Genomic DNA, 14,780 nt, shown 5'->3' on the forward strand with positions numbered 1-14,780 from the left:
ATTCATGCTGTGGTTTTGAATTGATGAAGAGCGCGCGCTCGACGTTCGCGCAACGTTAAGCATGACGCGGACGATCGGGCTCTTGCCGACGTCGTGAAGAACTTCGCGAAAAACGTGCCGAAAATGCATAACAGCTGTGGATAACGTGATGACAGCGTCGTGACAGCACGCGGCAGCAGCCTGCGAATCTGCTGAGTTTGTTACTGAGGATGTTGCGAGGCTGGCCCTCCGCCAAGCATGCCTCGGAGTCGCGTTCAATCCATTAAACCCTGAGAGGATACTATGGCTAAGAAAGCGAAGAAGGCGAAGAAGGCGAAGAAGGTCACCAAGAAGAAGAAGGCCAAGAAGTAAACCGATCTCGCCCGGGTAGCGGCTCTTGCCCTGCCCGGGCACCCAGTGCCGGGAAACTGGTTTTAAAAATAGCGGATTTCAAGAACAGCGGGCGCAAGGCCCGCTTTTTTGTTGCCGCCATATCCACTCGGACAGTTAGACGATCAGCGCTCCGCGAAGGCGAGCTTGGCGCCGAGCAGGGCGAAGCCGGCGGCAAAGCTCCGCCGCAGCCACGCCATCGCCTTCGGCCGGGTGATGACGCGGTCGCGCACCGAGGCCGCGAACAGCCCGTAGACCGCAAACACCGCGAAGGTCATCGCCATGAACACGACGGACAGTTCGGTCATCCGCGCCAGCGGATGGGCCTCGTCGACCGCGATGAACTGCGGCAGGAAGGCCAGGAAGAAGATCGACAGTTTCGGGTTGAGGATGTTGATCAGGATCGCGGTGACGATCACCCGTCCGGTCGAGCGCGGCTTGACCTCGGTATCGACGGCAAGGGCCCCGGTTTCGCGCAGCGCCTGCCAGGCCATGTAGAGAAGGTAGGCCACGCCGCACCATTTCAGCGCCGCGAAGGCCACCGCGCTGGTGTGCAGGATGGCGGCAAGTCCGAGCATCGCCGCGATCATCTGCGGCACGATCCCGAGCGTGCAGCCGAACGCCGCCGCCACGCTCGCTTTCGAGCCCCGCGTCAGCGCCACCGCCAGGGTGTAGAGCACCCCGGTGCCGGGCGAGGCAACCACGATCAGCGAAGTCAGCAGGAAGGACGGCGTCATCTCAACCCCTCGGTTCATTCCCGGTGGGCCTTCAAATAGCACGGCGCGGGCGACATCAGCCGCAAATATCACGCCGTCCGTGCCGGCGGAAGCCGGCGCCTGTGCCCCGCCATTCGCCGGTACTGACGATTGCGTTATGAGAACCCGCGCGATCCACCCGCAAGTGCCGTCGCCTTCATCTCGGCGACGCGGATCACGTCCAGCGGCGCCCAGGGCTTGGCCCAGAACGTCGCCCCATCAGGCAGGCGCTGCCGCAGCGGCCGGCCCGAGGTGACGATGACGTCGAGGTCGGGGTTGTATTTCTTCGCGGCATGCGCGAGCTCGACGCCGGTCATGTGCCCGGCCAGCTCGACATCGGTCATCATCAGCACGACCTTATCGCCGGCATCTTGCAGCACCAGTTCAGCGGCCTCAGCGCTCTCGCAGGCGATGACGTCGAATTCGCTCTCCGCCAGCAACAAGCCGATCATCTCGCGCTGCATCGGGTCGTCCTCGACGACCAGCGCCTTTGCTCGAGAGGGCTTCGATTGTCCCATGACTGCGCTTCCTTTGGATGGATCGTCGATTGCAGATTCACACAAGTTAAAGTCCAAAATCGCTGGAAGGTTCGGTTCCAATCTGAGAAAAGCACGGGAACATGCATTATTCTCGTGTTCCGCTGGAGCTGAACCAATGACCGCGATTCGTGGATCCGCCGCCGCCGTGACCGGAGCCGCCAGCGGCATCGGCCGCGCGCTGGCGCTTGAACTGTCGCTGCGCGGCTGCGACCTGGCGCTGGCCGATCGCGACGAGGCCGGCCTGCAGACGCTCGCCGCCGAGATCGGCAAAGCCGGCCAGCGCAAGGTCAGTGTACACCGGGTCGACGTCAGCGAGCCCGCGGAGATCACCGCCTTCGCTGCAGCCGCGACTGCCGCACATCCTGCGCTGAACATCGTCATCAACAATGCCGGCGTCGCCCTGCTCGGCCAGTTCGGCGAGATCGAGCAGGCGGAGATGGAGTGGCTGTTCAACATCAATTTCTGGGGCGTGGTGCACGGCACGCGCGCCTTCCTGCCGCAGCTCGCAAAACAGCGCGAGGCCCATATCGTCAACATCTCCTCGATCTTCGGCATCGTCGCCCCGCCCGGCCAGAGCGCCTATTGCGCAGCCAAATTCGCCGTCCGCGGCTTCTCCGAAAGCCTGCGCCACGAGCTTGCGATCACGGGCAGCCCGGTGAAACTCTCGGTCGTGCATCCCGGCGGCGTCGCCACCAACATCGCCCGCAACTCGCGCACGGGCTCAGGCGTCACCGACAATGCCCGCCGCGTGCAATCGATCGAGCGGTTCGACGCACTGGCCCGGACCACGCCGACCGCCGCCGCATTGCGCATCATCGCCGGCATCGAGAAAAACCAGCCGCGCATCCTGATCGGCAACGACGCCCGCTTCATGGACCTGCTACAACGCTTCCGTCCCGGCACATATTGGAAGGTGATGCAGCGGCAGATCGAGAAGGCCACGGCGAAGGTGGCTGCGGTTGCGGCGAAGTAACTGGTGTCGTCCTGGCGAAAGCCAGGACGACAGCGAAACTGTCGCACGACTTGTGACTCATACAGCGGAGGAGCAATCACCCGCCCAACTGCCCCTTCACGCCGAGCGCCAATCGATAGAGCGGGTCGCTCTTCTCCGACGGATAGAGCGCCGTCTTCGCCACCAGCGGGAAATCGTCGTTCTTCCAGAACGAGGCCGGCGTGAACGAGAACTTCGCGACCAGCCGCCGGCCGAAATCCATCTCGTAGGGAAAATAGTTTTCCTTCTGCTCGTAGCCGGCCATGTCTGGATATTCGCCGAGCAGATAGCCTTCCTGGATATGCGGCCGCACCGCCGAGGGCGGGCAGACGCTGGAGAGGCGCACGATCTGCAGGCCCGCTTCCGCGCTCGCGGTGATCGCGCCGCTCAAATTCGGCACGCCCAGCACGTAGAGGAAGGCTGTATCTGTCTTGGCGAGCGAGGCAAACGATGCGGCGATCCGGATCGAATGCGTGACATCGAGCAGCGGTGTTTCGCAGACCTCGTAATGCTGCAGGATCGACCAGCGCAGGATGCGATGCCGCTTCAGCCGCTCGACGCCGAGCAGTTTTGCCCTTGCATATTCCGCGATCAGGATCTGCTCGGCCCGCGCCAGCGCCGCGAACCGCGCGACCAGCGTGGCGCGATCCGGATTACGGCCCATGCCGCGAAACAGCGTCGGCTTCAGGGAAGAGTTGCGCTTGACGTTCCTGAAGTCGCCGCCCTGACCGCGAAACAGCAGCACATGGTCGCGGTTGAGGAATTGCAGCTCCGCGATCTTGGTCGCAAGCTCCAGATAGGAGCCGACGCGATGGCCTGCGCCCTGCCGGACCGCCGTGTTCTTCGCGATCTGGCATCCCCGGCGGTCGAAGAACGACCAGATCTTTTGGCTGCCGATGGTTTCCATGGGGTGCCCCGATGCTACCAGCCGTCATTGCGAGGAGCGAAGCGACGAAGCAATCCATCGTTCCGCATATGCTGACAGATGGATTGCTTCGCTTCGCTCGCAATGACGGTCGAGGCGGAAGCGGCCCTCACCGCCCCACGAGCTGATCCGCAAAATACCCGATCGTCTTGCGATAGATCACCGCCCGGTTCCACTCGCGCATCGCCTCGAAATTCGCGGTGCCTTCGCCATAGGGCGCGCCCATCTTGAAGCCGTTGGTGTGGAGCAGGTTCGCCGTGGACGCCAGCACGTCAGGCACCGAGTGGCGTAGATCGACACGGCCGTCGCCGTCGAAATCGACGCCATACTTGATGTAGGACGACGGCAGGAATTGCGTCTGGCCGATCTCGCCGGCATAGGCGCCGATCAAATCGTTGAGACGGAGATCGCCGCGCTGCACGATCTTGAGCGCCGCCAGCAATTCGCCCTGGAACAAATCTGTGCGGCGGCAATCATGCGCCAAGGTCGCGAGCGTGCGGATCACGGGTAATTTGCCCATGTCGCCCTTGCCGAAATCGGTCTCGAGCCCCCAGATCGCGACCAGGATCTGGCGCGGCACGCCATACTGCTGCTCGATCTTCGAAAGCAGCGCAGCATGCCGCTGCAACAGCGCGCGCCCGCCATTGATGCGGCCGGGCCCGACGCGGGTCGAGACATACTGCTCGAACGTCTTGTTGAAGGTGTAACGCTGCCGCCGGTCGAAGGCGAGCACACCTCCATCCTCCGTCACGCCGCCGAGCGCGGACGAGATCACGTCCTGCGAGATGCCCGCCGCGGCGGCTTCCTGCGAGAAGGACTGGACGAAGGTGTTGAAAGGACCGCCGCAGCGGGCGGCGTAGGAGGGGGTGGCGGCAACAAGAGCGCCAAGGAGAGCCAGCAAACGAAATTTGAGCATATTGATTTTCCGAAAGGACCACGCGCTTCGATCATGCCATGCGGGTGGCTTCGCGGTCAAAAGCACGACTTCACGCTGTGAGCTGCCGCTCCAGCTCCGCAAAGTCCATCTCCGCCCAGCGCTCGCAAATCTTGCCCTCCCTGATCCGCCAGAACGTCATGCCGCGGAATTCGACGTGCTTGCCGGTCCTCGGGATGCCGCGCCAAGGCGCTCGGTGGATGCCGCGCCAGATGAAGCGGCCGGCAACGATGTCGCGTTCGGCGACCAGGCATTCGGCGACGACGGACAGATTCGCGAAGGCTTCGTGCAACATGATGGAGTACGCAATCACCTCGTCGGTGCTCATCATCTTGCCCGAGGCGTGGTCGAAGAAATCGGGCGTGAGGTGGCTGCGGATCGCGTCGAGATCGAGGCGGTTGGTCACGGCCTCGCAATGCGCGAGCACCAGCGCCTTGTTGGCGTCGAGGGTGGCGTTGGACATCTGGAATGGCTTCCAAGGGAGGCGAGTTGCAGAAATGGCAAGATGCGCCTCATACGCGAATCGGCGGTGGCAGCGCAAGTGACGATGGTCAGAAAACTCGGGACTTTCACTGCGGCAAAGTGGAAAGAGTGGCGGCCTTTCGCGTGCGGTTCGGATCGCACCCGATGCGAAACCGGACTCGGGCGGGACTGGTCACGAACCGCGCACGGCTTCGTCGCTGGCATACAAGCGGCGACATAGGCCGGGGAGCGATGCCCGCGATCTGCGCGCGCATCGCCAGCCATCGAGACGGGGCGGTTGTTTCGGTTACCACCTCGCAAGGGTCTGCCGTGCAGGGCAGATCGGCGGGGAAGGCTGCGTAATTTGCTTTGACAGCGCCGTCGCTATCGGGGACAAGCCCGCATGCCGAAAAAACCCGGGACCAATCCCAAAGGCGAGTTCGCCTTCTTCAACGTCTTCTATGAAGACGGCTCGCAGCGTTCCAACCGCCGGGTGCCGGCCGAACTGCTCGGCGGGCTCGACGGCGACGAGCCGGCGCGCGGCTTCATCATGGAACAGGACCGCGAGATCGGCGAGAAGGCCGGCCGCCCGCCGCTCGCGATCAAGAGCATCGAGCGGGTCGGGGCGAAGAAGAAGTAGCGGCGGTCGCGGCGTCAGGCAGTGAAGTCTCGGCGGGCGTGTTGCGCTCGCCTTCAATGATCAGCGGAGCAAGCGGCACCCCTCTCCCCGCCCTCCCCCGCAAGGGGGGAGGGAGCCCGTCCGTTGGTGGCTCCCTGACTTGAAGAGGTGAGGCCGTGCCGGGCAAAGTCGTAACATCACGTCCGATCAGGTGAGGCGAGCAGGGCTGCTAAGGCTCACTCCCCCCTTGCGGGGGAGGGTTGGGGAGGGGGGCGGCCGCGGGCGCTGGCGTGAGACGTTTGATGCGACCTTACAAAAGAAAACGGCGGGCCTCGGCCCGCCGCTTTGTTTCGATGGATTGCCGGGTCATTTTGGCGAAGACGCGCTCCGCGCTTTTGCCCGGCAATAAAAAAATCAGTTATCCAGGAACGACCGCAGCTTCCGCGACCTCGACGGATGCTTCAGCTTGCGCAGCGCCTTCGCTTCGATCTGACGAATGCGCTCTCTGGTCACCGAGAACTGCTGGCCGACTTCTTCCAGCGTGTGGTCGGTGTTCATGCCGATGCCGAAGCGCATGCGGAGCACGCGTTCTTCGCGGGGAGTGAGCGAGGCCAGCACGCGCGTGGTGGTCTCGCGCAGGTTCGACTGGATCGCGGCATCAATGGGGAGGATCGCGTTCTTGTCCTCGATGAAATCGCCGAGGTGCGAATCCTCTTCGTCGCCCACAGGCGTCTCGAGCGACAGCGGCTCTTTCGCAATCTTGAGAACCTTGCGGACCTTCTCCAGGGGCATGCCGAGCTTCTCGGCGAGTTCCTCTGGCGTCGGCTCGCGGCCGATCTCGTTCAGCATCTGGCGCGAGGTGCGGACGATCTTGTTGATCGTCTCGATCATGTGCACGGGGATGCGGATGGTGCGGGCCTGGTCCGCGATCGAACGGGTGATCGCCTGCCGGATCCACCAGGTGGCGTAGGTCGAGAACTTGTAGCCGCGGCGGTATTCGAACTTATCGACCGCCTTCATCAGGCCGATATTGCCTTCCTGGATCAGGTCGAGGAACTGCAGGCCGCGGTTGGTGTACTTCTTGGCGATCGAGATCACGAGACGGAGGTTGGCTTCCACCATCTCCTTCTTGGCCTGACGAGCCTCCCGCTCGCCCTTCTGCACGCCGTGCACGATCTTGCGGAATTCGCCGATCTCGAGCCCGGTCAGCGCGGCCAGCGACTGGATCTCGTGGCGCAGCTCCTTGATGCGGTCCTTCTCGTGATGGACGAAGTTCTTCCAGCCTTTTGCGGACAGCTTCGAGACACGGTTGAGCCAGCGGGGGTCGAGTTCGGACCCCTGATAGTTACGCAAAAAGTCCTCGCGGGCGACGCCGTGGCTGTCACCCAAACGCAGCAGGCGGCCCTCGAACGAGACCAGCTTCTTGTTGATGTCGTAGAGCTGCTCGACCAGCGAATCGATGCGAGCCTGGTTGAGGCGCAGCGACTTCACCTCGACGATGATCTCGTCCTTCAGCTTCTTGTACTTGCGCTCCTGCGATGGCGACAGCGTTTCGCTCTGCAGCTGGTTGGCAATATCCTGCTCCTGCAGGCGGCGCAGCTTCTTGTACTCGGACGCGATCTTGTCGAAGGTCTCGACCACCTTCGGCTTCAGCTCGGCCTCGATGGCGGCGAGCGACATCTGGTTCTCGAACTCGTCGTCGTCCATGTCGGATTCGGCCGCGGCCTCGCCCGGATCCTTTTCCTCGCCCTCGGGCGTGGCGCCGGCAGGCACGGCGCGGAACGGGGTCGGCGACGGCGGCGCGGCCGGCGGCGCGACATGCGCGGGCGCGGTCACATCAGCACCGTTGCCATTGACTTCCGCAGCAGTACCATCGGCGCCGGGAGCGGCGATCAGGTTCGGATTGATGCCGCCCTTGGATTCGGGGCCGGCATAGGTGGCTTCGAGATCGATGATGTCGCGGAGGAAGATCTTTCCTTCGTTCAGTTCATCGCGCCAGATGATGATGGCCTGGAACGTCAGTGGGCTTTCGCAGAGGCCGGCGATCATCGCCTCGCGGCCGGCCTCGATGCGCTTGGCAATCGCGATTTCGCCTTCGCGGGACAGCAGCTCGACGGTGCCCATCTCGCGCAGATACATGCGCACGGGATCGTCGGTGCGCTCGCCCGGCTCCGACTTCTTGACCTCGGTGACGGCCTTCTGCGTGACCTCGACGAGTTCGTTGTCGGTCTCGTCGTCGCCGTCGTCCTTGTCGTCCTCGCCTTCGGTGTCCTCGGCCTCGGTGACATTGATGCCCATGTCGGAGAGCATCGACATGATGTCTTCGATCTGTTCGGGCGAGGTGGTGTCGGAGGGCAGCACTTCGTTGAGCTGATCGAAGGTCACGAAGCCGCGCTTCTTGGCCTGCTTGATCATCTTCTTCACCGCGGCATCCGACAGGTCGAGCAACGGCGACGGCGCGTCGGCGGAATCCTTTTCAGGCGTATCCGCTGCCTTGTCGTCTTTTTCCTTGTCCTTAGCCTGCAGCGTCTTTGCCTTGGTGGCCATTCACTAAGCTCCCGAAACGCGGTCATGCAAAATGGCGCGAAGCGCGCACATCCGCACGATATCTAGAGTTACTCTCGACGCGCAAAGGGCGGCGCAATCCTCGCCACCCCTGTCATCCGTCTCGATGGTGTCCATCTGCAAATAGCCGCGAGGCTATTAAGTTTCGCTTAACCCTGTTTTTGCAGCCAAACCATGGAATTGGCGAGTCTTTTCGCAGGTTTGGTTCGCGCCGTCCGCATCATTTTTTCATCAGACACTGCGCTGGAACCGGCCCGATAATTCGCCGAACCCCTCAATCAGGGCCTCGGTCCCATCGGCTTCTGCCATCCGGGCCTGGATATCCTGCAGCCATGCCAGATTGGCTTCGCTGGAATCTTCAGCCAAAGCCACTTCCGCGTCCTTCATTTCCCTAAGTAAGGCGTGGGTTTTCTGATGCAAGGCAACGAGTTGGCGCCAGGTCGATAAAACATCCTCCCGCGCCGCGCCGGTCCTTGCACCCCACACCGCCTGGGTTGTGATCGCGCGCTCAACCCTTTGAAGTACTTGAGAAAATCCGCCTGCTTCGAGGTCAGCGCGCATTTTCTCGGCCTGCTCCTCCTCGTCGGGTGAATGATGATGATCGTTGGCGAAGGCGGCGATGATGCCGGCGCGGAGCTTGTGGGCCTCGGGATGGGCCAGTTCGAGGGCGGCTACTTCCTCCAGATGGTCGTGCAGCAGCCAGGGGTGGTTGATCAGGGATTCGAGGATCAACGCCTCGCGGCGGGAGATCGCGCTGCGCTGGCCGCGCATGATCGGGCTGTTGGCCAGTTGCGCGCTGGCAGCCTGGTAGGGGCCACGGGCAAGGCCTGACGTCGCGCCCTTCTGGGGAAAACGGCCGCCCTGGGGGGATCCGCGGGGCGCAAACTGGCGAGGTGATTCGCGGCCTCCGCCGCCGAAATTGCCTCGATTATTGCCCCTGTTATTTCCTTGATAATTTCCTTGATAGTTTCCTTGGCCATAGAAGCCGCGGCCGCTCTCAGGGGCAAAGGTGCGCTGCAGACGCTCCTGCATGTCCTGGCGGTAGTAGCGGCGCAGCACCTCGTCGCGGATGCCGTTGGTCATTTCACCGATGCGGGCTTCGAGCGCGGCGCGGCGTTCCGGCGTGCCAAAGCTGCCGCCCTCGATCTCGCGCGACCAGATCATGTCGGCGAGCGGGCGCGCCGCTGAGACCACCTCCTCGATCGCGCCACGGCCGCCCGAGCGCGCGAGATCATCGGGGTCCTGCCCCTCCGGCAGCATTGCGAAGCGCAGGCTCTTTCCCGGCTTGAGCTGCGGCAGAGCAAGGTCCGCCGCACGATACGCCGCCTTCTGTCCGGCGCGGTCGCCGTCAAAACAAAGGATCGGCTCGTCCGCCATCTTCCAGAGCAGCGCGAGCTGGTTTTCGGTCAGCGCCGTGCCGAGCGGCGCGACGGCGCCGGGGAAGCCCGCGGTGACCATGGCGATGACGTCGACATAGCCCTCGACCACGATCAGGGCGCTGCCGTCATGGGCGGCCTGCCGCGCGGTGAACAAATTGTAGAGATTGTCGCCCTTGTGAAACAGCGGGGTTTCCGGCGAGTTCAGATATTTTGCCGGAACGTCCTTCTCGAGTGCGCGCCCGCCGAAGGCGATGACGCGGCCGCGGGCGTCCGTGATCGGAAACATCACGCGGTCGCGGAAGCGATCGAACGGCACCGGCTTGTCCTCGCCTGATACCAGCAGCCCCGCCTCCACCATGTCCTCGGTCGAGATGCCCTGCGCGCCGAGATGCTCCTTCAGCGCGAAGCGATCCGGCGGCGCGTAGCCCAAGCGGAACTGGAGCTGCGTCGCCGGCGTGATGCCGCGGTCGGCGAGGTAGCCGCGCGCTTTGGCGCCGTTGCGCGAGGCCAGCGTGTCGGCAAAGAATTTCGCGGCCAGTTCCATTACGTCATGCAGCGTGCGGCGGCGCTGCTCGTGGCGCGCCGCATCGGGGGTCGCCGCCGGCACCGCCATCCCCGCCATCGACGCCAGCCGCTCCACGGCTTCCGGGAAGGTAACGCCCTCGGTCTCCATCAGAAAATCGAAGATGTTGCCGTGCCGGCCGGAGGAGAAGTCGTGATAGAAGCCCTTCTGGTCGTTGACCGTGAAGGACGGCGATTTCTCCTGCTGGAACGGCGACAGCCCCTTCCACTCGCGCCCGGCCTTTTTGAGCTTGACGCGCTTGCCCACGACTTCCGAAACCGGAAGCCGGGCACGCAACTCATCGAGGAATTCGGGCGTGAAGCGCATCAGGGTGATTTAGGGGCTCGAGCGACGAATCGCGGACAACCGGCTAGCCATATAGTGGCACGGCCCGGTGTGACGAAGAATGTCAGGTTTTTCCGGGCTATTCACAGGCGTGCTTGCCCCTTCCCCGGTTCCGGGGTTGGATGGGGTCATGTTCACGACGTTCAGGGGCGGGCAGAGCGGCGGCTGGAAGGTCACTTCGGTCGCGCGGGTCAAGGGCGAGACGCTGCCGAAGGTCGCGGCGCTGTCGATCAGTGCCAGCGAGGCGATCGCGCTGCCGCTATTACCGTCGCAGACCTCGTGGCGGCTCGCCGGCGTTGCCAGCCATCTGCGCTACACCGAACGGGCTGAGAAGGAGCAACTCGCCGCCGTGCCGGCCGGGCTCGGCCGCAGCGAGGCGACCCATGCGGCGCTGATCCCGATCAAGAAATCGGCGGCCTGGTGGGAGTTGCCCCAGGAAGAGCGGCGCAAGATCTTCGAGGACAAGTCGCACCATATTGCCGGCACGATGAAATATTTGCCGGCGATCGCGCGGCAGCTCTACCATTCGCGCGACCTCGGGATGCCCTTCGACTTCCTGACCTGGTTCGAATTCGCGCCCGAACACGCGAGTCTGTTCGAGGAGTTGGTCGGGACACTGCGCGCCACCGAAGAGTGGAGCTATGTCGAGCGCGAGGTCGATGTCCGCGTGATGCGGGAAGACTGAAGTCCCCTCCTCGTCATGTCCGGGCATGACGGAGAAACTCCTAAAGCGCGATGAGTTTTGGTCGAATCGGTCCGCGGCGGTTTCGGTTCACCTCTCCCCGCCGGGGAGAGGTCGGCGCAAAGCGCCGGGTGAGGGTTCTTGCCTTCTCGATAGACCGTGACCCCTCACCCGATTTGCTGCGCAAATCGACCTCTCCCAAGGGAGAGGTGAACCTTCGGCGCCGGTACAACCCGACCTTATCTCGTCGTCCGTGAAGAGCGGCTAAGCGATTGAGCTAGAATCGCATTTGTCGTTGTGGACTGTTTTGCGATTGCAGGGTTTTGATGCTTCGAGCATCGGAACCCTGCAATTTCATTTTCAGGATTCCGTCGAATCGCCAGTCATGATTCCGTCGTCGCATCGGAGGTGGCAATGCGACCGAAGAAGCACAGGACGACGGGATCGGGCGATCTGTTCCGGGCCAGGCTGGACCAGATCATCAATATGAAGCACGAGCTGGTTCAGCTCGCCGGCAAAGTCGATTGGGACTGGATCGACGGTGAGATCGCGCCGCTCTATAGCGAGAACGGTCGGCCAGGCATCGCGACCCGATTCATGATCGGGCTGCTGTTGCTCAAGCACATTTACGGCCTGTCCGATGAGGGGGTGTGCGAGCGCTGGGTCCACGACCCGTACTTCCAGTTCTTCACCGGCGAAGAGTTCTTTCAGCACGCCTTCCCGCACGAGCGCTCGGACCTGAGCCACTGGCGCAAACGGCTCGGCGACAAGCTGGAGCTGTTGCTGGCCGAGAGCTTGCGGGTGGCGCACGAGGCCGGCGCGTTACGCAGCCAGGACCTCAAGCGGGTCACGGTCGGTCGAGTAGCCCCGGGGAATTGCACCCCGAGGCTCTCACGAAACCGGACGTGAACCTCTCGATTCATCCGGCTTCTATCTTCCAGCCGCAGGTCGAATGCCGACTCGCCACAAATAGAGCAGGTTCGGATCGCGCTGTGCGAGCCGTCCCAACCAATATACTGAGGCGACTTTCCGGCCTTTCAACCGCTTGTATTTCCGCCTCGTCCAACGGGCGAGCGCGTCGTTAACGTGACGAAGGACGTTGACACATTCTGTCCGGTAAAACCGTCCATAATAGTTCAGCCATCCTTGCACGACAGGATCAATCAGCTTGGCGAGTTCTTCAAGACTCCAGTGGTTTCGCGTCGAACCCAGTCGCCATGAGCGAATGGTTTGTCGGATTCCTTTGGCAGCCTTGTTGCTGATTGCCGGGAGGAAGTTGAGGAACTTCTCGCCCTTTCGATCGCGAGCGCTGCGCGGCTGGAAGGTGTAGCCAAGGAAGTCGAACGAGATGTGTTCGCATTCCTTTCTCCGTTTATTATCCTTGCAGTAGACGATCCGGGTTTTCTCCGGGTGGAGCTCCAGACCGCATTCCGTAAGACGTTTTCGGATCGCCTCCATCACGGTTCGAGCCTCGCTTTCAGTTCTGCAATGGACTATCGCATCGTCAGCGTATCTTTCGAAACACAAACAAGGGAAGGTTCGCTGCATCCAGTGATCGAATGCATAGTGCAGAACCAAATTTGCGAGCAGCGGTGAAACCACTGAACCCTGAGGGGTTCCGCGTGTTCTCTCCACAAGGATTCCGTCTTCTTTCTCCACGGGAGCTTGCAGCCACCGCTTTACGTAGAGACGAATCCAACTCAGTTCCGTGTGGTGGGCGACGGCCTTTTCGATCAGGTGCCAAGGAATCGAGTCGAAGAACGACTTGATATCAAGGTCGATAACCCAGTCGAATTTCCAGCAACGCTTTCGCGCTGTCCCGACTGCGTCAAGCGCCGAACGGCCGGGCCGATAGCCATAGGAGTCGGGATGGAATATTCGTTCCATCGTCGGCTCCATAACCATCTTTGCAACCGTCTGAGCCACGCGGTCAGCTATAGAGGGTATTCCTAACGGTCGCTTCCCTCCATTAGCCTTGGGAATTTCCACGAGACGGACGGGAGGCGGAAAGTATGTCCCCGACGACATTCGATTCCAGATCTTGTAGAGGTTTCTCTTCAAGTCCTTTTCGAATTCCTCGATGGAGACCCCGTCCACACCCGCTGACCCGCGGTTCGCTTTCACCTGTTTCCAAGCTTCCCAAACGAGATGCTTGGGGATCTGATACGACTTTGCCTCAGTCATCGGCTCCTCCCGTTTCCGGTTGGCCTGTGACTTTGGCTGGAAGATCGGGTCCCTTCGCTCCGCCCGTATTACCGGGCCTCATCACTATTACGAACCCGTCCGCCCCTGCGTCGCGCATTGGTACTCTGCCCTCGGCGGGTCCGCCGCCTTTGGGGTCTCCCTTGGCATCGCGACGCAGGTTCCCATGTTCCGCGCAAGAGCCTGCCATCGGGATCACGCCGCCTCTACACCGGTTGCCGCTCGGCCAATAGACAGGCTCTCGCCGCGCTTGATCCCAGGAGGTGGTATCGCCCCTGGTTTCGACAACACCTGAACTGTACTTTCGATGCATCATCGGCGGTTTACTTGCGTTCGTCTTCCCGTGGCTCACCTGACGGGCTGATCGCCCGCCTTTTCCAGCAACGCTCACCACCTCAGCCATTGAGCTAAAGCAGCTTGTGGCGGTTTGGACTCTGATCCTGCAATCCGAGTCCGAGGGACCTGCCCTCATCTCTTGCGCAGCAAGGCTGCTCGAAAGATGGTCTACATATTCAACCTCCTTCTTCGCGCCGTCATGGCGCACATACCACCGTGCAGCCGAAGGCGATCACCTTCCCGACCGATGCCAAGCTGCTGCACGCGGCGATCAAGGGGCTCAACCGCCTGGCGAGGAAGCACGGGGTCAAGCTGCGGCAGTCCTACCTTCGCATTGCCAAGACCGCGGCAATGATGGCGGGGCGCTACGCCCATGCCAAGCAATTCAAACGGCATCAGCGGCAGTTGCGCATCCTGCGTAGCCGGCTGGGCCGGATCATCCGCGATCTCCGCCGCAAGATCGAAGGTCAGGCTGTGATCGAGAACGCGTTCGCCCTCCCGCTCAGCCGGGCTTCGCAGATCCGCTCGCAGCAGCAACGCCAGCGCGGCTGGAAGCTCTATTCCTTCCACGCCCCGGAGGTGGAGTGCATCGGCAAGGGCAAAGCAGCCGCGCCTTACGAGTTCGGCGTCAAAGCCTCCATCGTCACCAACAACCGCCTGGCTCCTGGGGGCCTGTTCGTGCTGCACGCCACGGCGCTACCCGATAACCCGTACGACGGTCATACCTTGCAGGACGTCATTGACCGCACCGAGACACTCACCGGCTGCGCGATCGAGCGGGCCTATGTCGACAAGGGATACCGCGGTCACAACGCACAAAATCCCCGCCGAATCTTCATCTCTGGCCAGAAGCGCGGCGTCTTCGGTGTCATCAAGCGCGAGCTGCGCCGCCGCTCCGCCATCGAACCCATCATCGGACACCTGAAGACCGATGGTCACCTCGGCCGCTGCTACCTCAAAGGCCGCGCCGGCGATGCGGCTAACGTCATCCTCTCAGCCGTCGGCCACAACTTCCGCCGCATCATCGCCTGGCTAAGGGCTCTTTGGTGCCTGATCCTGACCACCCTCATCGCTGCCGCCAGCGACCGCTCTCCGCTTAATTCGGTTTCTTAACG

The 14,780-nt window shown here is 62.4% G+C and carries 11 protein-coding genes and 2 pseudogenes; 5 read left to right on the plus strand and 8 right to left on the minus strand.

The annotated features are described in order from the left end of the window. Positions 1 to 494: 494 nt before the first annotated feature. Together ACP2YO_RS39975 and ACP2YO_RS39980 are read right to left on the minus strand one after the other, a co-directional pair. A complete protein-coding gene (locus ACP2YO_RS39975) occupies positions 495 to 1,106 on the minus strand; it encodes a LysE family translocator (protein WP_426436689.1) in 612 nt (203 codons plus the stop codon). A 134-nt stretch (positions 1,107 to 1,240) separates the two neighbouring features. Then, positions 1,241 to 1,642, minus strand: a complete 402-nt coding sequence (locus ACP2YO_RS39980; protein ID WP_426436690.1) for a response regulator — start codon at positions 1,640 to 1,642, stop codon at positions 1,241 to 1,243. A gap of 136 nt (positions 1,643 to 1,778) precedes the next feature. Between ACP2YO_RS39980 and ACP2YO_RS39985 the strand changes: the two genes are divergently transcribed. After that, entirely contained in the window at positions 1,779 to 2,636 is an 858-nt protein-coding gene (locus ACP2YO_RS39985; protein ID WP_426436691.1) for an SDR family NAD(P)-dependent oxidoreductase, read from the plus strand. 76 nt (positions 2,637 to 2,712) lie between these two features. Here ACP2YO_RS39985 and ACP2YO_RS39990 read toward each other — a convergent pair whose 3' ends face one another. The 3 genes from ACP2YO_RS39990 to ACP2YO_RS40000 form a co-directional block, all read right to left on the minus strand. Then, positions 2,713 to 3,561, minus strand: a complete 849-nt coding sequence (locus ACP2YO_RS39990) for an FRG domain-containing protein (protein WP_426436692.1) — start codon at positions 3,559 to 3,561, stop codon at positions 2,713 to 2,715. A 127-nt stretch (positions 3,562 to 3,688) separates the two neighbouring features. Beyond that, the gene (locus ACP2YO_RS39995) at positions 3,689 to 4,495 is read right to left on the minus strand and encodes a lytic murein transglycosylase (RefSeq protein ID WP_426436693.1); all 807 of its coding nucleotides are present in this window, start codon (positions 4,493 to 4,495) and stop codon (positions 3,689 to 3,691) included. Between the two features lie 70 nt (positions 4,496 to 4,565). Beyond that, positions 4,566 to 4,976 carry an ester cyclase gene (locus ACP2YO_RS40000; RefSeq protein ID WP_426436694.1) on the minus strand — a complete coding sequence of 137 codons (411 nt, stop codon included), beginning with the start codon at positions 4,974 to 4,976 and terminating at the stop codon, positions 4,566 to 4,568. A 402-nt stretch (positions 4,977 to 5,378) separates the two neighbouring features. Between ACP2YO_RS40000 and ACP2YO_RS40005 the strand changes: the two genes are divergently transcribed. Then, complete coding sequence (locus ACP2YO_RS40005) at positions 5,379 to 5,615, plus strand: hypothetical protein (RefSeq protein WP_426436695.1); 237 nt, start codon at positions 5,379 to 5,381, stop codon at positions 5,613 to 5,615. 393 nt (positions 5,616 to 6,008) lie between these two features. Here ACP2YO_RS40005 and rpoD read toward each other — a convergent pair whose 3' ends face one another. Further along, a complete protein-coding gene (gene rpoD / locus ACP2YO_RS40010) occupies positions 6,009 to 8,141 on the minus strand; it encodes an RNA polymerase sigma factor RpoD (protein ID WP_426436696.1) in 2,133 nt (710 codons plus the stop codon). A gap of 249 nt (positions 8,142 to 8,390) precedes the next feature. Continuing rightward, positions 8,391 to 10,427, minus strand: a complete 2,037-nt coding sequence (dnaG, locus tag ACP2YO_RS40015; protein ID WP_426436697.1) for a DNA primase — start codon at positions 10,425 to 10,427, stop codon at positions 8,391 to 8,393. Positions 10,428 to 10,575: 148 nt separating this feature from the next. Here dnaG and ACP2YO_RS40020 point away from each other — a divergent pair, with 148 nt between their 5' ends. Next, positions 10,576 to 11,130 (plus strand): chlorite dismutase family protein, encoded by a 555-nt coding sequence (locus tag ACP2YO_RS40020; protein ID WP_426436698.1) that lies wholly within the window; start codon positions 10,576 to 10,578, stop codon positions 11,128 to 11,130. A 411-nt stretch (positions 11,131 to 11,541) separates the two neighbouring features. Beyond that, positions 11,542 to 11,982 (plus strand): annotated as a pseudogene (locus ACP2YO_RS40025) (transposase); the annotation flags it as partial. Positions 11,983 to 12,057: 75 nt separating this feature from the next. On the opposite strand, the gene ltrA reads toward ACP2YO_RS40025, so the two are convergent. Next, a complete protein-coding gene (ltrA, locus tag ACP2YO_RS40030) occupies positions 12,058 to 13,311 on the minus strand; it encodes a group II intron reverse transcriptase/maturase (protein WP_426436699.1) in 1,254 nt (417 codons plus the stop codon). 558 nt (positions 13,312 to 13,869) lie between these two features. Here ltrA and ACP2YO_RS40035 point away from each other — a divergent pair. Further along, positions 13,870 to 14,778: pseudogene (locus ACP2YO_RS40035) on the plus strand (IS5 family transposase); the annotation flags it as partial. Between the last annotated feature and the right edge of the window lie 2 nt (positions 14,779 to 14,780).

It is taken from the genome of Bradyrhizobium genosp. P (assembly GCF_049949265.1).
Taxonomy (GTDB): domain Bacteria; phylum Pseudomonadota; class Alphaproteobacteria; order Rhizobiales; family Xanthobacteraceae; genus Bradyrhizobium.

Coding starts and splice junctions, on each gene's coding strand:
- rpoD (WP_426436696.1), bottom strand. CDS start 8,141: ATGGCCACCAAGGCAAAGACGCTGCAGGCTAAGGACAAGGAAAAAGAC.
- ACP2YO_RS39985 (WP_426436691.1), top strand. CDS start 1,779: ATGACCGCGATTCGTGGATCCGCCGCCGCCGTGACCGGAGCCGCCAGC.
- ACP2YO_RS40000 (WP_426436694.1), bottom strand. CDS start 4,976: ATGTCCAACGCCACCCTCGACGCCAACAAGGCGCTGGTGCTCGCGCAT.
- dnaG (WP_426436697.1), bottom strand. CDS start 10,427: ATGCGCTTCACGCCCGAATTCCTCGATGAGTTGCGTGCCCGGCTTCCG.
- ACP2YO_RS39995 (WP_426436693.1), bottom strand. CDS start 4,495: ATGCTCAAATTTCGTTTGCTGGCTCTCCTTGGCGCTCTTGTTGCCGCC.
- ACP2YO_RS39990 (WP_426436692.1), bottom strand. CDS start 3,561: ATGGAAACCATCGGCAGCCAAAAGATCTGGTCGTTCTTCGACCGCCGG.
- ACP2YO_RS39980 (WP_426436690.1), bottom strand. CDS start 1,642: ATGGGACAATCGAAGCCCTCTCGAGCAAAGGCGCTGGTCGTCGAGGAC.
- ACP2YO_RS39975 (WP_426436689.1), bottom strand. CDS start 1,106: ATGACGCCGTCCTTCCTGCTGACTTCGCTGATCGTGGTTGCCTCGCCC.
- ACP2YO_RS40005 (WP_426436695.1), top strand. CDS start 5,379: ATGCCGAAAAAACCCGGGACCAATCCCAAAGGCGAGTTCGCCTTCTTC.
- ltrA (WP_426436699.1), bottom strand. CDS start 13,311: ATGACTGAGGCAAAGTCGTATCAGATCCCCAAGCATCTCGTTTGGGAA.
- ACP2YO_RS40020 (WP_426436698.1), top strand. CDS start 10,576: ATGTTCACGACGTTCAGGGGCGGGCAGAGCGGCGGCTGGAAGGTCACT.